Origin of the sequence: Aphanizomenon sp. UHCC 0183 (assembly GCF_009712065.1) — a bacterium.
Taxonomy (GTDB): domain Bacteria; phylum Cyanobacteriota; class Cyanobacteriia; order Cyanobacteriales; family Nostocaceae; genus Dolichospermum; species Dolichospermum heterosporum.
The window spans coordinates 1-20175 of sequence record NZ_VILC01000017.1 but is presented as its reverse complement, the minus strand read 5'-3'; the positions used below and the strand labels follow the sequence as shown (position 1 = coordinate 20175).

Below are 20175 nucleotides of genomic sequence, written 5' to 3'. Positions count from 1 at the left end.
AACGCCCACCTACTTACTTAATTGACAATTATCAGTTGACAATTAACAATTGACAATTATCAGTGATCAATTCTTTATGGCAGTTACTACCCAACAATTAACTCAATGGAAACAACAGGGACGGGCGATTGTTGCGTTAACTGCCTGGGATTATGCGATCGCTCAACTTTTGGATCTAGCTGGTGTAGACTTTATCCTAGTTGGTGATTCTCTTGCCGTCGTCCTTGGTTATGAAACTACTTTACCAATAACTTTGGATGAAATGATCCATCATGCTAAAGCCGTGCGGCGTGGGGTCAAAAATGCTTTAATGGTAGTTGATTTACCATTTTTGACTTATCAAGAAAGTATTTCCCAAGCTATGCACTCCGCCGGTAGAGTGTTGAAAGAAACGGGGGCGCAAGCGGTGAAATTAGAAGGTGGCTATCCCGCAATGGTGGAAACCATTACCCGGTTAGTGCAGTCGGGGATTCCGGTTATGGGTCATGTGGGATTAACACCCCAATCAATTCATCAATTAGGGTTACGACAACAGGGAAAAACCCAGGAAGAAGGTGAGAGAATTTTTCATGAAGCGATCGCTCTCGAACAAGCTGGGGTTTTTGCGATAGTATTAGAACATATTCCTACAAAACTAGCACTGCAAATTACAGAAAAACTCCGTATTCCTACCATCGGCATCGGTGCAGGTTCTAGCTGTGATGGTCAAGTATTAGTCACTTCTGATATTCTCGGACTTTCGGAAAAACAACCACCATTCGCTAAGGTTTATACAAACTTACGAGAAACAATCACCAAAGCTGTACAAGATTATGCTGTGGAAGTGCGAGAAGGACAGTTTCCGAAATAAGTTCGTTTCACGCAGAGGCGCAGAGAGTAAGAGTTTGAAATTGTTTATACTCTTAATGGACTCTTTTTTGGTTCTCTAAGGTAATTCGTTCCTGAATAGCTTCTTCTGCTAACCGGACATTTTCTTCTATTGGTATACCTTCTGCTGTCACCATTGGCGCATACCATGTAGCTTCTGAATCAGGAGTACGACGACTCACTAGAATATTCAAAGCCTCCCAATCACGGGGATGTCTACGTACATAGTCTTTCAACTCAGACCTCGACATTTGAACAAAATTAGGTTTCATCATTAAACCTCCAATTTCCTTCAGGGAAGATTAAAATTTCCATTTCATCGCCTGCAAGAATGTATACATATCGCTCAATTTCATCAAATCGAACCAAGTGGATGTCTAGAAGGCGGTTAGACAGCATTTCACAAACCCTCAGACAGGTTAGGGCTTGTACAGCAGTAGGATTATAAATGGTAGTTTCCTCAATTGTGACATAAATAATCTTAAAACGAATGTCGCAATTTTCGATTACAAGTCACTTCTAACTGTTTTCAGCCCTAAACCTCAATTAAACCAATTTCAAATCAGGATATTCCGCAAACAAATCATCTGATGTCAGTGTATCTCCTTCTACTTGGGGAGTCCACAAAACTTCAATTGCTAACAGTTGTTCACCGGAAAGACTACCAATTTGACGTAAGGCTTGACGCAAATCATCAGCATTATTAATAGCGGGAATTTCACATTTACCCAAAGTCGCTGCTAATAAGGTGACGATAATATATTCTCCTGGTCCTTCACTAATCAAACGAGTGGGATTATCTTCACCAGATAAAGCTTCTTTACTTAAAACAGCCTTGAGTTGGTTATTGACATTAGAGAGAGTTTCTTCGCTAAATTTACTGCGTTCGGCTAAAGACAACCGATTAAATTGAGATTCTGCGGAATTTAGTTTTGCTTGTTGAGTTCCACCACCTGCATATACCCAGTATTCAGGGTGACGCAATAAAGCCAAACTAGCTTCTTGTAAAACTTCGCTTCTTCCTGCGGGGCTATTGGTATCAGCAGTTTCCGCAATGCGATTGAGTTCGGGTTGTAAATCTCTTGCTTGGGCTAGTAAACCAACTTGTAACCGGGTGACAGACACGGAGGGATTGCTGCTATAGCTGACTTCTTCGGTTTCTCCACTGGTGACACGGCGAAAGGTTTGGACTAAAAAATTCGCCATTGCAAAAAAGATCAATATCCCAAACAACCCACCAAAACCACCGCCGAAACCCCATAAGGGTAAAAGAAACGGAAATCCAAAACCACCACCATAAGGGGCATAGTAGCCGCCATTACCTGGCATACTTGTCCGAGGTGCATAAGTGCGGCTAGAAGGCATTCTAAAAGAACCACCGCCAATTCTGCCGCCACTACGGGCTGCTAAGGCATCATTAGCATGACTAAAAGCTAAAGTTAGCACTAAGCTAAGGATAAAGACGGTTTTAAATAGGGGTTTGAAGAATCCTTGTATTTTTTTACTCATAACACATTTATGGAGACAACTGTATTTTTATGATCACCTCTCCGGTTTTGAAGAAGTGACACTATCTCTAATCTACCGCTTCTTTTCTTGGTTAGGGTGGAAATAGGGAGAGATTTCTGGCGTTGATAACCGTACAAGGAAACATCTTGAGAATCCAAAAACTTTAGAATTAATTAATAATTTTTCATGTTTAGTGCTGCCAATCTGATATAAGGGTATGCACTTAAATGGGAGACAGTGACTAAATTGCAAAAGCTATAACCCCGCCCTCAATTGTATTGTTTTAGTTTCTTATCTGTTCCCTGTTCTCTTTTTTTGTAATTTGGATAATTTATTGATATGAAGTAAATCACAAATTATTGAATTATTCAAATATCATAACCCATGATGTAATCATCCAATACAAATCCACTACCAAAATCTTTTATCTGACTATCAATAATTTTAAAACCAAATCGAGAATAGGCTTTAATGCCTTTTTCATTCCTTTTATTAACATTGAGGATTATTTGTTTTAGGTTCATTGCTTGGGCTTTTTGGTAAACATGGAATAACATCTTTTGACCATAGCCGAAACCATGCAGTGATGGCAATAAGTAACATTTATGTAGTTTTAAATAACTCATATTATTCATCGTTTCTGAACTATAAGATAAATAACCAACTAATTCAGAATTATGTAAAACTTGATCATAAAATATTCCTTGGTGATGAATTTCGTTTTCAATTACTCCTGTTCCATACATTTTAGTGAGCATATATTCGATTTGTGCATGACTGAGAATTGTCGAATAGTAGCTATACCAAATTTCTCGACTGATTTTTCTGAGTTCTCCCAAATCTGTATCTAATAACTGAGTAATGCTAATTGATGAATTATTCATAGAGAAAATTATATTCTAATGAAAATTAAATGTGATGATTCTAAAATTAATTTACCATTTAATTGAGATCATATAGAATTCATTTTTGATTTTGGAAACATACCGAGGGTGCTACTATTTAGAAAACAAGACAAAAAAGCAGCTATGGCAATGGATGATACATTGGACACCCCAACTCAATCCTTCTCTATCCCCAAAGTCAATATTTTGACGATGTTTCGGCTAGGATTGTTTCAAATGGGGTTGAGTATGATGTCTATCTTGACTCTGGGAGTGCTTAACCGCGTCATGATTCAGGAAATCGCAGTTCCGGCAACTATAGGTAGTTTAGTATTAGCAATACCTTATTTTATAGCACCGACAAGGATTTTATTTGGGCAAATGTCCGACGCTAAACCCTTCTTAGGTTATCATCGCACGGCTTATGTGTGGGGAGGAGCAGGAATATTTGCGATCGCCGCCTTTTTAGCGGTACAAGTAATGTGGCAGTTAAATGCGGCTAATATTGGTGATAAGTGGACATGGACTACCCAAACTATCGGTTGGACAGCAGTTTTAGGGTTAGTATTCGCAATTTACGGTTTAGCCATTTGCGCTAGTGGTACAGCATTTGCAGCTTTATTAGTTGATATTTCCGAAGAAGACAACCGTTCCCAAGTTGTGGGGATTGTTTGGTCAATGTTAATGGTAGGGATTATAGTAGGGGCAATTATCAGTTCCAGCTTATTAAAGGAATTAAGCACAAACGCACCTCTAGAAACTTTACAAGCGGCAATTAATCGTCTATTTATAATTGTTCCCAGCATCGTTTTTAGTTTAGCAATTGTGGCAACTGTAGGAGTTGAAAACAAATATTCCCGTTTCTTAAACCGTGCTAATAAAGGAAATCGGGAAGATGGTATCACCTTAAAAGGTGCTTGGAAAATTTTAACAGCTAGTCCACAAACAGGCTTATTTTTCACATTTTTATTAGTGATGACTATTAGCTTGTTTATGCAAGATCCCATTTTAGAACCTTATGCAGGGCAAGTATTTAAAATGCCCCTAGCAGAAAGTACCAAACTCAACGTTTTTTACGGTACAGGGATATTAATTTCCTATGGAATCACAGGTTTTTTCATTGTTCCCCGTTTGGGTAAAAAAAGGACTATAAAGTTAGGTTGTATTTTAGTAGCAGTTGCCGCTTTATTAATAGGGTTTTCCGGATTTTCCGCAAATCCATCTCTCCTAAAATCAACTTTAGTTTTATTTGGTTTATCTACTGGTTTTGTCACTACCGCAGCCGTTACTTTAATGTTAGACTTAACAATTGCTGAAGCCGCAGGTACATTTATTGGTGCTTGGGGACTTGCCCAGTCTTTATCTAGAGGCATTGCTACGGTAATTGGTGGTACTGTTTTAGATTTAGGACGCAAGTTTTTACCCGATAATTTGGTCTTAGCTTATGGCATGGTATTTCTATTAGAAGCTGTGGGAATGTTGATATCAATTTGGTTTTTGAATCGAGTCAATGTTACAGAATTTCAAACTAACACAAAACAAGTTTTAGCCTCTGTTCTCGAAAGTGACTTAGATAATTAACAACTGACAACTAACAACTGACAACTAACAAATAAAACATAACCAGGGATACATTCTATGAGTTACTACATTGCGCCTAGTTTTCTTGATAAACTTGCAGTTCATATCACCAAAAACTTCTTAAATATTCCTGGGATTCGCGTTCCTCTAATTTTAGGTATTCATGGACGCAAAGGTGAGGGGAAAACTTTTCAATGCGAATTAGTCTTTGAAAAAATGGGTATCGAAGTCACCTTAATATCTGGAGGAGAATTAGAAAGTCCAGATGCAGGAGATCCAGCGCGATTGATACGTCTGCGTTATCGGGAAACAGCAGAATTAATCAAGGTACGAGGGAAAATGTGCGTACTGATGATTAATGATTTAGATGCCGGTGCGGGACGTTTTGACGAAGGAACTCAATATACAGTAAATACTCAATTGGTAAATGCTACATTGATGAATATTGCTGATAATCCCACAGATGTGCAGTTACCGGGAAGTTATGATTCCAATCCTTTATGTCGTGTACCAATTATTGTGACTGGCAATGATTTTTCTACTCTCTATGCACCATTAATTCGTGATGGGAGAATGGATAAATTTTATTGGGAACCAAACCGCGATGATAAAATAGGAATTGTGGGGGGAATTTTTGCACCTGATGGACTTTCAGAACGAGAAATTGCCCAATTAGTTGATACTTTTCCCCATCAATCTATTGACTTTTTTAGTGCTTTGCGTTCTCGGATTTATGATGAACAAATTCGTAACTTTATCCATCAAATTGGCTTTGAAAATGTCTCTTTACGAGTTGTTAATAGTTTAGAAGGTCCACCAGCATTTAAAAAGCCAGATTTTACACTCTCTCATTTAATTGAGTCTGGTAAATTTATGGTTGGTGAACAAAAACGGGTAGAAACTTCTCATTTAGTAGATGAATATAATCGTTTAAATCGCGGTAAAGCGTCTCAAGCAAGTTTACCTGTTGTGGAAAGTCCAGTTAGCAAACCTACAATTAATCAACCTACTCATTTAAGTTTAGAAACTCAAGAACAAGTTCGCCAAATTTTATCTCAAGGTTGTAAAATTGGCATTGAACACGTTGATGAACGACGGTTTCGGACAGGTTCTTGGCAAAGTTGCGGTTCTTTTAATATTGATGCCCATTCCGATGCTATTTCTACTTTAGAATCTTGTTTATCTGAATATAACGGTGAATATGTGCGTTTGGTAGGAATTGATCCACAAGCAAAACGACGAATAGTAGAAACGATTATTCAACGTCCCAATGGTAAGTAATTAGTATTTTTTGAATGTAGAGACGTTCTATAGAACGTCTCCGATTGAATTTAATATTTAGCTAACAGGAGTTAAAAATAGTTTAGCTTCTGCTTGTCTTCTCCGTTTCAATCCTGCTTCTACATTGCTACCAGGATTTCTGTATTTTAGAAAAGTTTCTTCAATTTCATCCCACTTTTTATCTCTCAAAACTCTAGTCATGCTTGAGAAGTTAGAACTACCATAGAAGTTAGCACCCAAGTTATAACCAAAACTCAATAAAGCACCCTGTTGATTGGCGTTTAATTCATTCCAAACAGGAATTTTTTGCAGAGGTGGGAGATAGCTATTTTCCAACTGAAGCATCAATAAATCATCTGCTTCTTGTTGAGTGATGCTTTCACCTAATTTCCAGTTACTACCATCTCTTTTTTTAGTAGTACCCCAACCAATAGTGATAGGTAAATTACCACTGAGAGGATCTGGATAGGCCTTTAAATAACAACCTTCAAATTCTTTGATGAGAGGAACACCTGGAAGTGGTAGTTTTCCAGTTGTCCCACCAAAACCTTTTGTGGGAACGCTAGAAGTTGGAGATGATATAGATGATGCTGCGCTTGTTGTTGCTTGTCCAAGAGCATTATTTAAAGCATTTTGAGTATTTTTTCCGACTACACCATCTGCTTCAAGCCCTTTTTGACTTTGAAATTGTTTAACGGCTTTGACAGTATTATTGCCAAAATCACCATCTATTGTTCCTGGATTTAGATTCAGTGCTTTTAAGATTTCTTGGAGTTGTTTAACTTGTGATCCTGTTGCACCTTTTTGGAGAGTTTCACCACTATTGAGATTTAATTTGCTAGGCATTGTGTTATTCTGTGGGCTGGATTTAATCAGTTTAATAATTAAGAAAAAGCAAATTTAAAACTTACTTTTTACCTATAACAATAAGTAAACAATTTCCATCCATTTTTGTGAATGAATTTTTGATATTTACTAATTGTCTTTTCTCAGCAATAGAATCATTATTACAGTCATTTCCAGTTAATTCAACTGAATTTTAAAAACTTAACAAATTATTAGTAAATTTCTAGATAATCTCACAAATTTTAGCATCATTTGCCGGATGGTAGAAACGGAAATTTTGATTTAATATTCCAGCAGTTGCCATCATGCAGGAGTAGAGTTAAATGAGTTACTGTGCATTCAGAATAAAACTGACGCTGGACAAATTCTGGCCAAGCAGTCCGAAAGTTCTCCATTGTTAAATCCCGAAATGCTACTGTGAGATGGGGGATAAAGGGGCGAGTTTTTCCGACTTCATCAATAATCCCTAATTTGGTTTCTAGATGTGTAACTAAATCTGTTTGTAAATTCAAAAGTGGTTGACTTTTGACTACATCCATGTATATAACACGAGGCGGAAAGGCAGCAAACCCGTTGAATGTCACGGAAACTGGTTGCTGTTGAATAGCGAATGCTTCCAAGGATGTTTCTAAACTCAATAGGGAATAATCTGCCCATTCAAAGGGCGGCTGTAAGGTAATATGGGGGGGTGATTTTTTGGCACTATAACAGGCATATTTATCTGCAAAATACTGTTTAATTTCGTTTGCATATTCTTGAATATTTTGTGGTGGTAAGAGGGCAACGAAAAAGCGACTCATTTAATTCTCCTACTTTTACTAAATAATTATACAGGATGGATGTGTAAATGGGTAGCGTGTGGCTATGAAATATTACATAAATCATAAAAATATATGAATCAGCGCAAATACGATAACAAATCATGATATTTTGTGATAAATCAGAAATTATTCATTTAAAATCTCATCTGAAGATATGGCTTGGTTTGTCAAAATTGAAACTGGTAAGGTTGAGAAACCCACCTTTGACCAATATGTACCTGCCCATAGAGCCTATGTACAAGAGTTGATTACTAAAGGACACAAAGCTAAAACAGGTTATTGGGCGCAAAAGGGTGGTGGAATGATGTTATTTGAGGCGGCATCAATGGATGAGGCACAAGCAATAGTATTGGCTGACCCCTTGGTACAGAACGATTGTGTCAGTTATCAATTATTTGAATGGCGAATTGTTGTGGAATAGTCCACAAATTTTGAATTTTCGTGTTATGATGATGGAAGACCTGGATCTATGCAACTTCAACGCCCAAACTTTGTCAGGACCGGAAGGTAGCAGCAATAAGGGATGCTTGTGGTAGGCGTAGTCTCCGGGTCGCCTTATTTGTAGGAGCTTTCAGCAGCAATGCCTGGTTTTGGAGATATTGTACAAAAAGCTTTTTATCTTGGTGTGGGGTTAGCCTCTTACGCTGGCGAAAAAGCTGGGGGGAAGTTAGCCGAATTGCGATCGCAATTTCAAAAATTGGCAGATGAAATGGTAGCCAAAGGTGAGATGAACACAGAAGAGGCTCGCCGCTTTGTCGAAGATATGATGAAGCAAGCCCAACAGCAATCAACCTCTGGACAAACGCCTGAAAAAACAGCCCCTTCCGAACCTCGTCGGATTGAAATTTTAGAGGTTGACGAAGAACCAAGGGTGAAAGAGACGACAAAAGAAAATAAAGAAAATGGCGATAATGTAGATCAACTACGCAATCAAGTGCTAGAACTACAGGAAGAGTTAAAACGGCTGCAACGTGAACCGTAAAAAGCAATTTTTTACTGTGGGTATCAGGAACATTTACAGCAAATTGTCATCAAACCCGGAACAAGAACCCCACCCCCAACCCCCTCCCCGCAAGCGATGAGGGGGCTAAGATGTACCTTATATGATTGGAAATCGCTGTAATTCTCGTAATTATCGAAAAATGACGCTGTACCCAAGATGGTTTCAGTTGCAATTACCAACCGTAAACTCGATAGCTTCCAGTCAAGCGGTGTTAAGCGTCATGTTTTTAGCCTTTTAGAGTACAAGTTATGGAACAGTGGCAAAAAGACTTAATAGGCATGATTGAAGCCGTGACTGATGAAGTAGAGCAGTTCTTCCTAGAGATAAATGATATGGTAGACGCTTTTTTTGAGATTACGGAAGAAATTACTGAAGAAGTACAAAACGCATTAGTGGCTGATATTGATACCTTCGCTACTTTGCACGAACAGTTTTTACAGGAATTGACCGAACCGTTTTTGGAAATTTATTGGGAATTAGGGGACATATCCGAAGATATAGATCCTGGTTTTCCATACACAGTAGAAGCTACACTAGAAAAAAATGCTGCTTGTATTGGTTGTAGTAACTATCACGGACAGGTTTACAGTGGTAATTTGCTAGTCTGTGGTATGCACCCTCATGGTTGGGATGATGAAAGTTGTCCAGATTGGGAAAAAGAAATTGAGTAGGTAACTCATGAAGCTGGGGAGAAATGTTAAAAACTGTTAAGTTAATAATTGTCAATCTCTGCATTTCTTTTTATTAACATAATGAGTAACCTTGCACCTGAAACTGTATCTCCAGCAAGTCCAGAAATGAAATATGGTGAACGCGAAATTGCGGAAGGGAAATTAATTACATTTCCTAACCCCCGCATTGGCAGACGCTATGACGTTAATATTACTTTACCGGAATTTACTTGTAAATGTCCTTTTTCCGGTTATCCTGACTTTGCGACTATTTATATTACATACATTCCAGATGAAAAGGTAGTAGAGTTGAAGGCGCTCAAGCTTTATATTAACAGCTACCGCGATCGCTATATCTCCCATGAAGAAACAGCCAATCAAATTTTAGATGATCTAGTTGCAGCTTGTGATCCTTTAGCAATTACTGTGAAAACAGATTTTACCCCTCGTGGGAATGTGCATACAGTTGTTGAAGTCAGACATCAAAAAGCTGTTTAGAGTAGGAGTCAGGAGTCAGGAAATAGAAGGGGAGTTAGAAATTGGGTTGGGGAAACCCCACCCCTACCAATACTGCTCGGTTAAGCCTAAAAAGTCATTATCCGGTAGGTTGGGTTGTGGAACGTAAACGTTCCCTGGCGGGAGGCGTTAGCCATAGTGTGGCGTATCCCTGCGAACTGCTTGCAGCAGCGCTTCGCTATCGCCGGAGGCATTAGACATCTGGTGAAAATTAAATATGCGTGACATGAAACCCCTGTAGAGACGTTCCATGGAACGTCTCTACAATCTTTACCGGAGATGTCTATTAGCCATAACCCAACATTATCAAGGATCTTGTTGGGTTTCGCTGTCGCTCAACCCAACCTACATTTCCTTAACCGACAAGTATTGCCACCCCTACTAAGGAATGTGAATTAAATAAGGTGCAAAAGTAGGGTGTGTTAGCGACAGCGTAACGCACCATTCCAGGTTACATCAGAATTGCAGGTTATTAAATTTGCGTTCCTAAGTAACTAAAGCATTGCGGGGAAAACCATTTTGTTGAGCTAAGTTTTCGGCAATTAGCTGGCGATAAACGGCTTCATAACCATCAGTCATGTGCTGAACGCTAAAATTTTTGTCCACATATTCACGACAAGCGTAACGATCTAAGTTACTTATTTTGTCAAGAGAATGAATACATTCTGCCACATTATTACAAAGGAAACCTGTTTCACCATCAACAATCACTTCCTCTGCTGAACCCATTCGCATGGCAATTACAGGTGTACCTGATGCCATTGATTCTACCATGACTAATCCAAAGGGTTCTCGCCAAGTAATGGGGAATAAAGTTGCATAAGCACCCCCCATAAGGGCATTTTTTTGCAGATGATTGGCTTCCCCTAAATATTCAATTTGTTTACCATCAATATGTGGTTTAATTTTTTGGTCAAAATATTCCAAGTCTACTAAATCTACCTTACCTGCTATTTTTAACTTCCGACCAGTTTTTTTAGCAATTTCAATTGCTAAATGTGGTCCTTTTTCTGGGGACATTCTCCCTAAAAAAGCTAAATAAGATGGTTCATTTGGTTGGGGATAAAATTCATAACTACTAACATCAATGCCATTATAAACAGTGTCTACGTAGTTTAATCCTAGCCGGGGTTCTTTTTGAGAATTAGAAATACTAATATAAGGCTGTTTTTTGCCATATTTAAAGATTTTTTCATTATCGGGAGTAAAAATTCCATGTAAAGTGTGAACTGTAGGAGTTTTGACTAAATTGGCATAAACTAGCGCTCCTAGTCCTACATGAGAATGGATGATATCAAAATTTTCTGCTTGTTCATAAACTGAAGCTAATAGCAGCATTTCATAAATAGCCGGCTCTTTAATTGTAGGATCTAGCCTTAAAGCGCGGGGATGCACTGATACTAATTTGGCTAAACTTAAAGAATCTCCTGATGCAAATAATGTCACTTCATGTCCTCGACGGACTAATTCATCAGTTAATAACCCCACTACTAATTCTATGCCACCATAAGCTGGTGGGGGTACTCTCTCCCACTGTGGGGAAACCTGAGCAATTTTCATGTCAATCTCCTAAGATATCAGATTTCTATTTCTAGTTAGTTGATGAATAAATAAAATAACTAACGCAGAAATAGCTAAAAATATAAAAACCACCCTTCTTTATGATTACTACCAAATCTTATGTTTTATATTTGATATTTTTTGTCTACCTGAGGTAATGTAAATGTCTGATACTTAAGAAATAAATTAGACATAATATAATCATCATGGTTGTAATTTTTAACTTGACTGAGAACAAAAAAATCAGTATAGTATGACACGATAACCAAATATTTGCATTGATTAAGCAGCATGAATATATACAAAAAAATAAATAAACCGCGTATTTCATGGCAGGTGGTTTTTGCACTGATCATATTTGTGTTTATGTACCTACCTATCCTGGTACTGGCTTTTTATAGTTTTAATCAGTCCCCCTACAGTGCTACATGGCAAGGTTTCACCCTGGAATGGTACGGAAAATTGTTGAATGACGACCGGATTTTATCGGGGTTATATAATAGTTTGGTGGTGGCTTTTTCTGCTGTGGGAGTTTCCGCCGTTATGGGAACATTAATGGCTGTGGGGTTGGCACGTTATGACTTTCCTGGTAAGAAATTATATCAGGGAATTGCTTATTTACCGTTATTAATTCCTGATATTGCGATCGCAGTTTCTACTCTAGTATGTTTAGCAGCCTTTGCTATTCCTTTGAGTATATGGACTATTATCGCCGCCCATATCGTATTTTGTCTATCCTATGTTGGTTTGGTAGTGTCTGCGCGGATGAATAATATTAATCCCCATTTGGAAGAAGCAGCTTTAGATTTAGGTGCGACACCAACACAAGCTTTTATTTTAGTTTTATTACCTCAATTAATGCCAGGAATTATTTCTGGGTGTTTATTGGCATTTGTGTTGAGTTTGGATGATTTTTTAATTGCCAGTTTTACTGCGGGAAGTGGTACTAATACCTTACCAATGGAAATATTTAGCCGCATTAGAACGGGAGTCAAACCGGATATTAATGCTTTAAGCGTGATGTTAATTTCTATGACTGCAATTGTCGCTTTGATAGGTGAATTGATTCGGACTGCGGGGGAAAGGAGAGAATAGGACAAAATCAATTCAAAGTAGAAAAATGTTTTAAAAATTGCATAAAAGCAGGAATATGATATTTAGCATAATTACTCTGTTCTGAGTAAAATTTAGCTATTTCCCCTAATAATTGATCCCTAAATACCTCCTCTGTATTAGTCCAATCACTTGGTGGTTTAATGTCTTCCCAATAATCCTCTTTAGTTTTCTTATCCCTAACTTTAACTTTTTTAAGCATTAATAATGCATAAATTAACTCCTTTTTGCGTATTTCATCTGGAGAATTTTCAAACTGTTCTTTCCAGGAATCACGTAACTTTTCTAAATCTGTACAATCTAATTCTGAACAATGACTAATGCGATTAGAGACGGTTGATAAATTATTTTCTAAATCATTACACTTAATAATAGCATCTGCCATAGTAATATAAATATCTTCAAGAATAACTTTTTTACCATTATACTGTGGAGAATATATTGAATTATTAAAGACTTCTTGCAGTTCAGGTATGATAAAATATGCTTCTTTGTGAATTAATCCCGTCACCCAAATACGATGATTTCTGGCATTTTCCTCATTAATTTGACCTTGGTGATAAAGATTTAAGAAAATTTCTTCTGTATTAGAGAAACCGTAATTATCAATATTTTGGGACTGTAAATCTAAATCAACTATAGCAAAAAGCTTATCAGGATTTAAGTATGACTCTCTACTACCTTCTTCATGTAATTCTAAAAGCTTAAAATAAGTATCTATAACACCTGTTCTACCTTGACAATTAAAAAATTCTGGTTTGTATGTTTTCCATGTCTTTGGAATGCATTTTATATAAAAATCTGCATCTGGCATTTGCTTCATTTTTCCGTAATTTACTGTTGTTTCATCACTTAAGTTTAAAATACTACCTTGACCCTCACACAAAACAACAATTCTCTGTCTAATGTTTGGATTTCCCATAATTTCGTTACAATGTTGCATTAGTTTTTTTTGATAAGTATTCATAGTGGAATATTATTATCTGATTTGATAAGTTTTGGTTCTAATTCCCTGATATGAGCCGGTGTAAGCGCTCGACATAATTGATAAGAATGAGTTGCTAGAATATATTGATTACTAGGAGACCATTCTTCTAAATCTCTAATTATTTCATATTGCCAATCTGGATGAAATCCTATTTCAATTTCATCCATGAGAACAATAGCATCTTCGATTTTATTATACTTTATCCATAAGTAAATGCTCAATCTTTTTAATTCACCATGACTTAAATCTTCAGGATAAAGTTTAATATTTTCATCATTTGTGTCTAACTGGAAGATGATTTTGGATAAATCTGTAGAAATATTTACTTTTTTATAAACCAAGAATGAATTCAAATCATCTAATAATGCTTTATATCGCTTACCATACTCACCTTCAGTTTTTATAGCATCTCTGTAATCTTCATTTATAGCATTTGTGAATACTGTAATCATCGGTTGAGCAAAATCATAAGTAAAAAATCCTGGTAGTTTCAATTTAGACATTTTTAATTCTGAATCATAATTTTTATCACCATTTTGTTCAAAGAATCGTCTTCTGTATTCGTGATGAGTAAATAGAAAAACTTGACTAATAGGAGCAGCTAAGAATACTTTATTTGATATTTCATCTAACCATGCTTCTGCTTTATTGATATCTAAATTATCACCAATTTGGCATAATACAAATTCATTTTCTTCAGTATTAATTCCTGAAGAATAATTACATATATATATAATGTTTTTTTCATGCAAGTATGTGGATATTTTTTGCAATACAATATCTATTTTTTCTTTTTCCTGCGAAAGTTCATCAAGATTTAGTTGATATGAATCAAGCATTTCTTCAACTTCTTCTTTAAAATCTGCAACTGGCAATCTTCTTATTCTAGAGGATATTATATTATTATAGAATAATTCACGCATTACTTGTTGGAATCGTCTGTGCTTAATATCATCATTTTCTAGCTTTTCATGAATTTCTAATTTATTAATTGCTTTTTCTAGTTGTTCAATATCTTGTTCTGTTTTATAAATATTCTTAGTGATATTTTCTAGTTTTTCAAAATTAGATAATTTCCAGTCTTCATTATTTTTGTATTCATGATCTTGTTTTAATATATTTTCGATACAAGTGTTATGACAAGCTAGAAATTTAATTTCAACTTCTTTTTCACCATCCCAAATTTTGATGATAGCTAATACTCTATCACTAGAGTCATCATTAAGTGTAAAGCCATGTAGTAAATTCTTTATAAAAATTTTTCTTTCTGGATTTGTGCAACAATGTAATAACACAAAAACTAATTGTAAAAGTGTACTTTTACCACCTCCATTGAGGCTTCCTAAAGGAAAGATATTAGGGACAAACCTTCTATCAAACTTAATATCAACATCTTTCAAAACACGGAAATCGGGTACTTGGACTTGTAGTAATTTCATGTGAATTTTCTTCCTTGAGAAATATTACATATTGGAATTATACCGTTAACACCGAATTACGGCTAACCTAATCATAATTCATTTAGGGTGGGCATTATCCATCACTAAACTTTACAATATTTTACACCTTAAACTTAACCGTGATCAGCTTCATGGCTGCTTCGACATCTTCTAAAGGCATAAATTTGGAAATAACCTGCACCCACAGAGTAAAATCTGATTAATATGTCTTGCTTGAAAAATCTCATATACTGTATTTGTGCTAGTGTAACTTTTAATTACTCCCTCTTTTTCGCTTTCTCAAATGAACACTATACCCGAATCCATCCCCAATTGGGAAGAAGAATTGGATAATGCCATTTTTACCTTTGACGATATTCAAGCCGAACTTAACTACAAACAAGCCAAAAATGCACTCCGAAACTTAGTTAACAATCTTGATCTTTCCCCTGTGGAAAAATCAGGGTTAGAAGCAGAAATTCATGATTTAGAAACCATGCTAGATAAACTAGAAAGCATGGTAGTCCAAATTGCTGCTTTTGGGATGGTAGGACGGGGTAAATCCTCCCTTCTCAATGCTTTAGTCGGTCAAGAAGTCTTTGTTACAGGTCCCCTACATGGTGTTACTCGTGATGCACAAACAGTAAATTGGAGTATTAGTGAAGAAGCTTTAGGAACTTTAAAAGCCACATTACCCAGCAATGGTCAATCCCAAGTTGAATTAATTGATACTCCTGGATTAGATGAAGTAGACGGTGAAACTCGCGCAGCTTTAGCTGAACAAATTGCCAAGCAAGTAGACTTAATTTTATTTGTAATTTCGGGAGATATGACGAAGATTGAACAAATAGCATTATCGCAATTACGAGAAGTAGGTAAACCGATTATTTTAGTCTTTAATAAAGTTGATCAATATCCCGAAACTGACAGAATTACAATTTATGAAAAAATTCGAGATGATAGAGTGCGGGAATTACTTTCACCAGCAGAAATCGTTATGTCCGCAGCTTCACCATTAGTCAGAATTGCGGTACAAAATCCTGATGGGACTAGAGGTATAAAACTCCAAAAAGGACAATCACAAGTTGACGAATTAAAATTGAAAATATTGGAAATTCTGCACCAGGAAGGTAAGGCATTAGTAGCTTTAAATACTATGCTTTATGCTGATGATGTTAATCAGCAATTGGTACAACGTAAACTAATAATTAGAGAAGAAAATGCTAATCAGTTAATTTGGAAAGCAGTCATTACTAAAGCATTAGCGATCGCACTCAATCCTGTTACAGTAGTGGATATACTCAGTGCTGTAATTATAGATATCTCCTTAATTTTAGGCTTATCCAAGCTTTACGGTATCCCCATGACAGAAACTGGTGCAGTGAAATTACTCCAAAAAATCGCCCTGAGTATGGGTGGTATCGGTGCTAGTGAACTATTAGCAAATTTGGGTTTAAGTAGTTTAAAAACCCTACTGGGTATCTCTGCAACAGCAACCGCCGGCATGACAATTGGACCCTATTTATCCATAGCTATAACCCAAGCAGGAGTAGCTGGAGTATCTTCATACAGTATTGGCCAAGTTACCAAAGCCTATTTAGCCAATGGTGCAACCTGGGGACCAGATGGACCAAAAGCAGTAGTTAGTCAAATTTTATCAACTTTAAATGAAACTTCAATTTTGAACCGGATTAAAGATGAATTGCTAATTAAAGTTAGACTGAGGAAAAAAGTATGAAAGTCAGGAAGTAGGGGCGCGAGGCTTGCGCCCAGATAGCGTAACGCACCATCTTGATTTATACTCTAGACTTAGGGCATAAAATCTGGATTGAGAACCTGAACTAAAGAAAAAGATGGTTCTTCAGGGAATAAAGTTGGGGGAAGTTGATATTTATTTATTGTATCATTTCTAGCATCTGTATAACAATCTAGAAATACATCATCTAAAATACCTTTTAGACTAGGACTATCTGCTAGAGTATAGGCTATTTGTCGTCTTTGTTCAACGACAGCATTACGCCAGCCCCTAGCATTATAATCTTTTTCCTCTGTCCAATATTGTAGTTTTAATAAGTGTTCAATTAGGACAACTAGGCGAGTTTTTAGTTCTTTCTTTTCATTCCTTCCCATACTATCAATTTCTTCAATCAAATTCTCAATATCTAATTGTTCTAATTTTCTTTCTCTCAAAAGTGTAAGTGTAGTTTGTATCCACAGATAAAAATCTTGTTCATATAATGTTTTATTAGTATCAATGGTCAGCATAACAACATCTCCTGACTCGATAGACTCCTAATAAATTATACAACTAACTAATTCAACTTAGCAAGTAATTGACGAATTACATCTCCATCCTTAGCATCAGGAACTTTAATTAAATAAATCCGTAAGTCTTCCGCAGCTTGAGAAAACCGCCCAAGTTGATAATACAATAAACCCCGATCTCTTAATTCAAAACTTGCTTCTGGAAACAACAGCAAAATCCGTTCTACTATTGCCAAACTCCTTTCTAAATCCTGCTTTTGAAGATAAATATATTTTAAATTAGTCAACATTCGCGTTAAAAATTGCCGATTACTCACAACCGCTAAAAATTCAGGTTTGAGCGTCACTTCTTGCTGATAAATTTGTGAAAGTCTTTCTTTACAGTCTTGGGCAAACATCACCTCACCACCATTAAAAGCATCCACAAAAATCCCTATATCTTCCACGTCTGGACGAATCAAAAAATGTCCCGGCATTCCCACCCCAACCATTGGAAAATCAATCCGTTTGGCTATTTCCATATAAACTAATGCCAAGGTAATCGGAATACCTGTTTTCCGTTCAATGACATCATTTAAAAAACTATTGCGGGGGTCATAATAATCAATTTTATTACCATCAAAGCCCAATTCTTCGTATAAATATTGATTAATACTTTGAATAACCCGTAGAGGATAGCGAAAAGAAGGCAAACGTTCCTCTAACTCCATTGCCATTGTATCAATAGCATTTAAATACTCTTCAGTATCAATATCTGGATATTCTTCCTGGGCAATATATAAGGCTGCCTTTGCGAGATTGATATCCTCATCAGGTTGTTGAATCTCTTGGTAAAAATACTGTCGTGCTGACGAGAAGTTCATAAGCAATCAGGATGAAGCGATTAGAGGAAAGTACAGAGTTTTTTGTGTCTCCTCCCATTTTAGATTATTCAAGAGATTTATGGAAGATAGTCTGGATCTATCCGTTCTAGAATCTGAAAACAAGAAAAAAGAGCATTATTATAGTATAATCAATATAGATTTATAATTGTGGCGGCTTTATTAAACTTTTCAAACCAGTTCCAACATGAAACTACCTGACTTAGATACTGAAACCATAGATCGTATTATTGAAATGGCTTGGGAAGATAGAACGCCATTTGATGTTATAGAAAACCAATTTGGACTTTTAGAAAAGCAGGTAATTGCTCTGATGAGAAGGGAAATGAAATTATCTAGTTTTCAAATGTGGAGAGAAAGAGTTACCAAACGTAAAACCAAACATTTAGAAAAAAGAGAATTTATTGCAGGGAAATTCAAATCCCAAAATCAAAAGACTTAAATTCACATAAAATATAAAATTATCTATGATTGGAATTTGGATATTAGGCGATCAACTTTCCCTACAACAATCAGCCTTAAAAAGCTGTAATCATCAAATAAATACACCTGTAATTTTCATCGAATCATTACAGCATATCCAAATCAGACCATATCATCGCCAAAAATTAGTGTTAATTTGGTCAGCAATGCGCCACTTTGCAGCAGAATTAGCACAACTAAACTATGCAGTCACATACAAAGTAGCCACAGATTTTCAAACATCACTCCAAGCATGGATTCAAGTTAATCAAATTACCGAATTGCGGGTAATGACACCCAATGATCAACCATTCACCCAAATAATTCAAAATTTACAATTACCTTGTCAAATCACCTTAATTCCTAATAATCAATTTTTATGGAGTACAGAAAAATTTACTGCTTGGGCGAAAAGTCGCAAACGCCTATTAATGGAAGATTTTTATCGAGAAGGAAGACGAAGTTTTCAAATTTTAATGGAGGACAAACAACAAATTGGAGGACAGTGGAATTTAGATAAAGAAAATCGTCAACCACCTAAAGGTAAATTACATCCACCCCCAGCCCAATGGTTTACACCAGACGCAATTACTCTTGATGTTATAGACAAAGTTAACTCTCTTTCTCATTTAACTTATGGAGAAATAGAACCATTTGATTGGGGAGTAAATCGTCAACAAGCACTTCAAGTATTAGACTGGTTTATTCAACATCGTTTATCAGATTTCGGTACTTACCAAGATGCGATGATTACCGGAGAACAGACAATGTGGCACGCATTAATTTCTCCTTATTTGAATATTGGCTTACTCCAACCATTGGAAGTAATTCAAGCCGCTGAAGCAGCATATAAACAACACCAACTACCTTTAAATAGTGTAGAAGGTTTTATTCGTCAAGTATTGGGTTGGCGAGAATATATGTATGGCATCTATCATTTTGTAGATACAGAATATGCCGAAAAGAATTGGTTTGGTCACACCCAATCATTACCCGAATTTTTCTGGACAGGTGAAACAAACATGAATTGTTTACACCAGACTATCACCCAGATCAAAAGTACAGGTTACGCTCATCATATCCAGCGGTTAATGGTATTGAGTAACTTTGCTTTAATTGCGGGAATTTCACCCCAATCTGTAGAAAATTGGTTTCATGCAGTATTTATTGATGCTTATGATTGGGTGATGCAAACTAATGTTATTGGTATGGGTTTATTCGCAGACGGAGGAGTATTAGCATCTAAACCCTATGCTGCTTCTGCTAACTATATAAATAAGATGAGTGACTATTGTAAAAGCTGTGTTTATAATCACAAAGAACGGATAGGTGAAAATGCCTGTCCATTCAATTTTTTCTATTGGGATTTTCTGAACAGACACAGAGAGAAACTCCAAACTCAAGGACGAATGGGCTTAATTTTAAAACATCTAGATAAAATGTCTTCAGAAGAATTGCAGTCTATCCACCAACAGGCTGAAAACTGGT

At 36.4% G+C, this 20175-nt stretch carries 22 protein-coding genes and 1 other RNA gene; 12 read left to right on the top strand and 11 right to left on the bottom strand.

Annotated elements, in window-relative coordinates:
* The first annotated feature begins 76 nt into the window (after positions 1 to 76).
* Complete coding sequence (gene panB, locus FJR37_RS08075) at positions 77 to 850, top strand: 3-methyl-2-oxobutanoate hydroxymethyltransferase (RefSeq protein ID WP_039200129.1); 774 nt, start codon at positions 77 to 79, stop codon at positions 848 to 850.
* A gap of 52 nt (positions 851 to 902) precedes the next feature.
* Here the strand turns inward: panB and FJR37_RS08070 are convergent, their stop codons facing one another.
* The 4 genes from FJR37_RS08070 to FJR37_RS08060 form a co-directional block, all read right to left on the bottom strand.
* Positions 903 to 1142, bottom strand: coding sequence for a hypothetical protein (locus FJR37_RS08070; RefSeq protein WP_233455541.1), 240 nt, complete (start codon positions 1140 to 1142; stop codon positions 903 to 905).
* Positions 1129 to 1266, bottom strand: coding sequence for a hypothetical protein (locus tag FJR37_RS27660; RefSeq protein WP_371416108.1), 138 nt, complete (start codon positions 1264 to 1266; stop codon positions 1129 to 1131). The genes FJR37_RS08070 and FJR37_RS27660 overlap by 14 nt, the downstream gene beginning before the upstream one ends.
* A gap of 147 nt (positions 1267 to 1413) precedes the next feature.
* Positions 1414 to 2376: a DUF1517 domain-containing protein gene (locus tag FJR37_RS08065; RefSeq protein ID WP_039200126.1), complete on the bottom strand. Its 963-nt coding sequence runs from the start codon at positions 2374 to 2376 to the stop codon at positions 1414 to 1416.
* Between the two features lie 368 nt (positions 2377 to 2744).
* The gene (locus FJR37_RS08060) at positions 2745 to 3260 is read right to left on the bottom strand and encodes a GNAT family N-acetyltransferase (RefSeq protein WP_039200125.1); all 516 of its coding nucleotides are present in this window, start codon (positions 3258 to 3260) and stop codon (positions 2745 to 2747) included.
* 144 nt (positions 3261 to 3404) lie between these two features.
* Here FJR37_RS08060 and FJR37_RS08055 point away from each other — a divergent pair, with 144 nt between their 5' ends.
* A complete protein-coding gene (locus FJR37_RS08055; protein WP_039200142.1) occupies positions 3405 to 4841 on the top strand; it encodes a BCD family MFS transporter in 1437 nt (478 codons plus the stop codon).
* A 57-nt stretch (positions 4842 to 4898) separates the two neighbouring features.
* Positions 4899 to 6122, top strand: a complete 1224-nt coding sequence (locus FJR37_RS08050; RefSeq protein WP_027403999.1) for a ribulose bisphosphate carboxylase small subunit — start codon at positions 4899 to 4901, stop codon at positions 6120 to 6122.
* Positions 6123 to 6179: 57 nt separating this feature from the next.
* Here the strand turns inward: FJR37_RS08050 and FJR37_RS08045 are convergent, their stop codons facing one another.
* Both FJR37_RS08045 and FJR37_RS08040 read right to left on the bottom strand, forming a co-directional pair.
* Positions 6180 to 6968 carry a glycoside hydrolase family protein gene (locus tag FJR37_RS08045; RefSeq protein WP_168465743.1) on the bottom strand — a complete coding sequence of 263 codons (789 nt, stop codon included), beginning with the start codon at positions 6966 to 6968 and terminating at the stop codon, positions 6180 to 6182.
* Between the two features lie 248 nt (positions 6969 to 7216).
* Positions 7217 to 7768 carry a 2'-5' RNA ligase family protein gene (locus FJR37_RS08040; RefSeq protein WP_168465742.1) on the bottom strand — a complete coding sequence of 184 codons (552 nt, stop codon included), beginning with the start codon at positions 7766 to 7768 and terminating at the stop codon, positions 7217 to 7219.
* Positions 7769 to 7943: 175 nt separating this feature from the next.
* Here FJR37_RS08040 and FJR37_RS08035 point away from each other — a divergent pair, with 175 nt between their 5' ends.
* From FJR37_RS08035 to queF, 5 genes are all read left to right on the top strand, one after another.
* Positions 7944 to 8210, top strand: coding sequence for a YciI family protein (locus FJR37_RS08035; RefSeq protein ID WP_027404002.1), 267 nt, complete (start codon positions 7944 to 7946; stop codon positions 8208 to 8210).
* 37 nt (positions 8211 to 8247) lie between these two features.
* An RNA gene (gene ffs / locus FJR37_RS08030) (signal recognition particle sRNA small type) lies at positions 8248 to 8344 on the top strand.
* 25 nt (positions 8345 to 8369) lie between these two features.
* Complete coding sequence (locus FJR37_RS08025) at positions 8370 to 8771, top strand: phasin family protein (protein ID WP_039200122.1); 402 nt, start codon at positions 8370 to 8372, stop codon at positions 8769 to 8771.
* A 269-nt stretch (positions 8772 to 9040) separates the two neighbouring features.
* Positions 9041 to 9463 (top strand): hypothetical protein, encoded by a 423-nt coding sequence (locus FJR37_RS08020; RefSeq protein ID WP_039200121.1) that lies wholly within the window; start codon positions 9041 to 9043, stop codon positions 9461 to 9463.
* Positions 9464 to 9544: 81 nt separating this feature from the next.
* Positions 9545 to 9961: a preQ(1) synthase gene (gene queF, locus FJR37_RS08015; RefSeq protein ID WP_027404005.1), complete on the top strand. Its 417-nt coding sequence runs from the start codon at positions 9545 to 9547 to the stop codon at positions 9959 to 9961.
* A gap of 504 nt (positions 9962 to 10465) precedes the next feature.
* On the opposite strand, the gene FJR37_RS08010 is transcribed toward queF, so the two are convergent.
* Positions 10466 to 11539, bottom strand: coding sequence for a glycosyltransferase family 4 protein (locus FJR37_RS08010; protein WP_027404006.1), 1074 nt, complete (start codon positions 11537 to 11539; stop codon positions 10466 to 10468).
* A gap of 366 nt (positions 11540 to 11905) precedes the next feature.
* Between FJR37_RS08010 and FJR37_RS08005 the strand changes: the two genes are divergently transcribed.
* Positions 11906 to 12634: an ABC transporter permease gene (locus tag FJR37_RS08005; RefSeq protein ID WP_254434538.1), complete on the top strand. Its 729-nt coding sequence runs from the start codon at positions 11906 to 11908 to the stop codon at positions 12632 to 12634.
* A gap of 7 nt (positions 12635 to 12641) precedes the next feature.
* On the opposite strand, the gene FJR37_RS08000 is transcribed toward FJR37_RS08005, so the two are convergent.
* Together FJR37_RS08000 and FJR37_RS07995 are read right to left on the bottom strand one after the other, a co-directional pair.
* Complete coding sequence (locus FJR37_RS08000; protein ID WP_168465740.1) at positions 12642 to 13619, bottom strand: hypothetical protein; 978 nt, start codon at positions 13617 to 13619, stop codon at positions 12642 to 12644.
* Positions 13616 to 15079, bottom strand: a complete 1464-nt coding sequence (locus FJR37_RS07995; RefSeq protein ID WP_168465739.1) for an AAA family ATPase — start codon at positions 15077 to 15079, stop codon at positions 13616 to 13618. Before FJR37_RS07995 ends, FJR37_RS08000 begins: the two co-directional genes overlap by 4 nt.
* A gap of 304 nt (positions 15080 to 15383) precedes the next feature.
* Here FJR37_RS07995 and FJR37_RS07990 point away from each other — a divergent pair, with 304 nt between their 5' ends.
* A complete protein-coding gene (locus tag FJR37_RS07990; RefSeq protein WP_168465738.1) occupies positions 15384 to 16817 on the top strand; it encodes a GTP-binding protein in 1434 nt (477 codons plus the stop codon).
* 71 nt (positions 16818 to 16888) lie between these two features.
* Here FJR37_RS07990 and FJR37_RS07985 read toward each other — a convergent pair whose 3' ends face one another.
* Together FJR37_RS07985 and FJR37_RS07980 are read right to left on the bottom strand one after the other, a co-directional pair.
* Positions 16889 to 17344, bottom strand: a complete 456-nt coding sequence (locus FJR37_RS07985) for a DUF29 domain-containing protein (RefSeq protein WP_168465737.1) — start codon at positions 17342 to 17344, stop codon at positions 16889 to 16891.
* Positions 17345 to 17391: 47 nt separating this feature from the next.
* On the bottom strand, positions 17392 to 18207 hold the full coding sequence (locus tag FJR37_RS07980; protein ID WP_168465736.1) for a SirB1 family protein: 816 nt from the start codon (positions 18205 to 18207) through the stop codon (positions 17392 to 17394).
* A gap of 205 nt (positions 18208 to 18412) precedes the next feature.
* Between FJR37_RS07980 and FJR37_RS07975 the strand changes: the two genes are divergently transcribed.
* Positions 18413 to 18667: a TIGR03643 family protein gene (locus tag FJR37_RS07975; RefSeq protein ID WP_168465735.1), complete on the top strand. Its 255-nt coding sequence runs from the start codon at positions 18413 to 18415 to the stop codon at positions 18665 to 18667.
* 25 nt (positions 18668 to 18692) lie between these two features.
* The coding region (locus FJR37_RS07970) for a cryptochrome/photolyase family protein (RefSeq protein ID WP_168465734.1) at positions 18693 to 20175 on the top strand (1483 nt) is incomplete at its 3' end.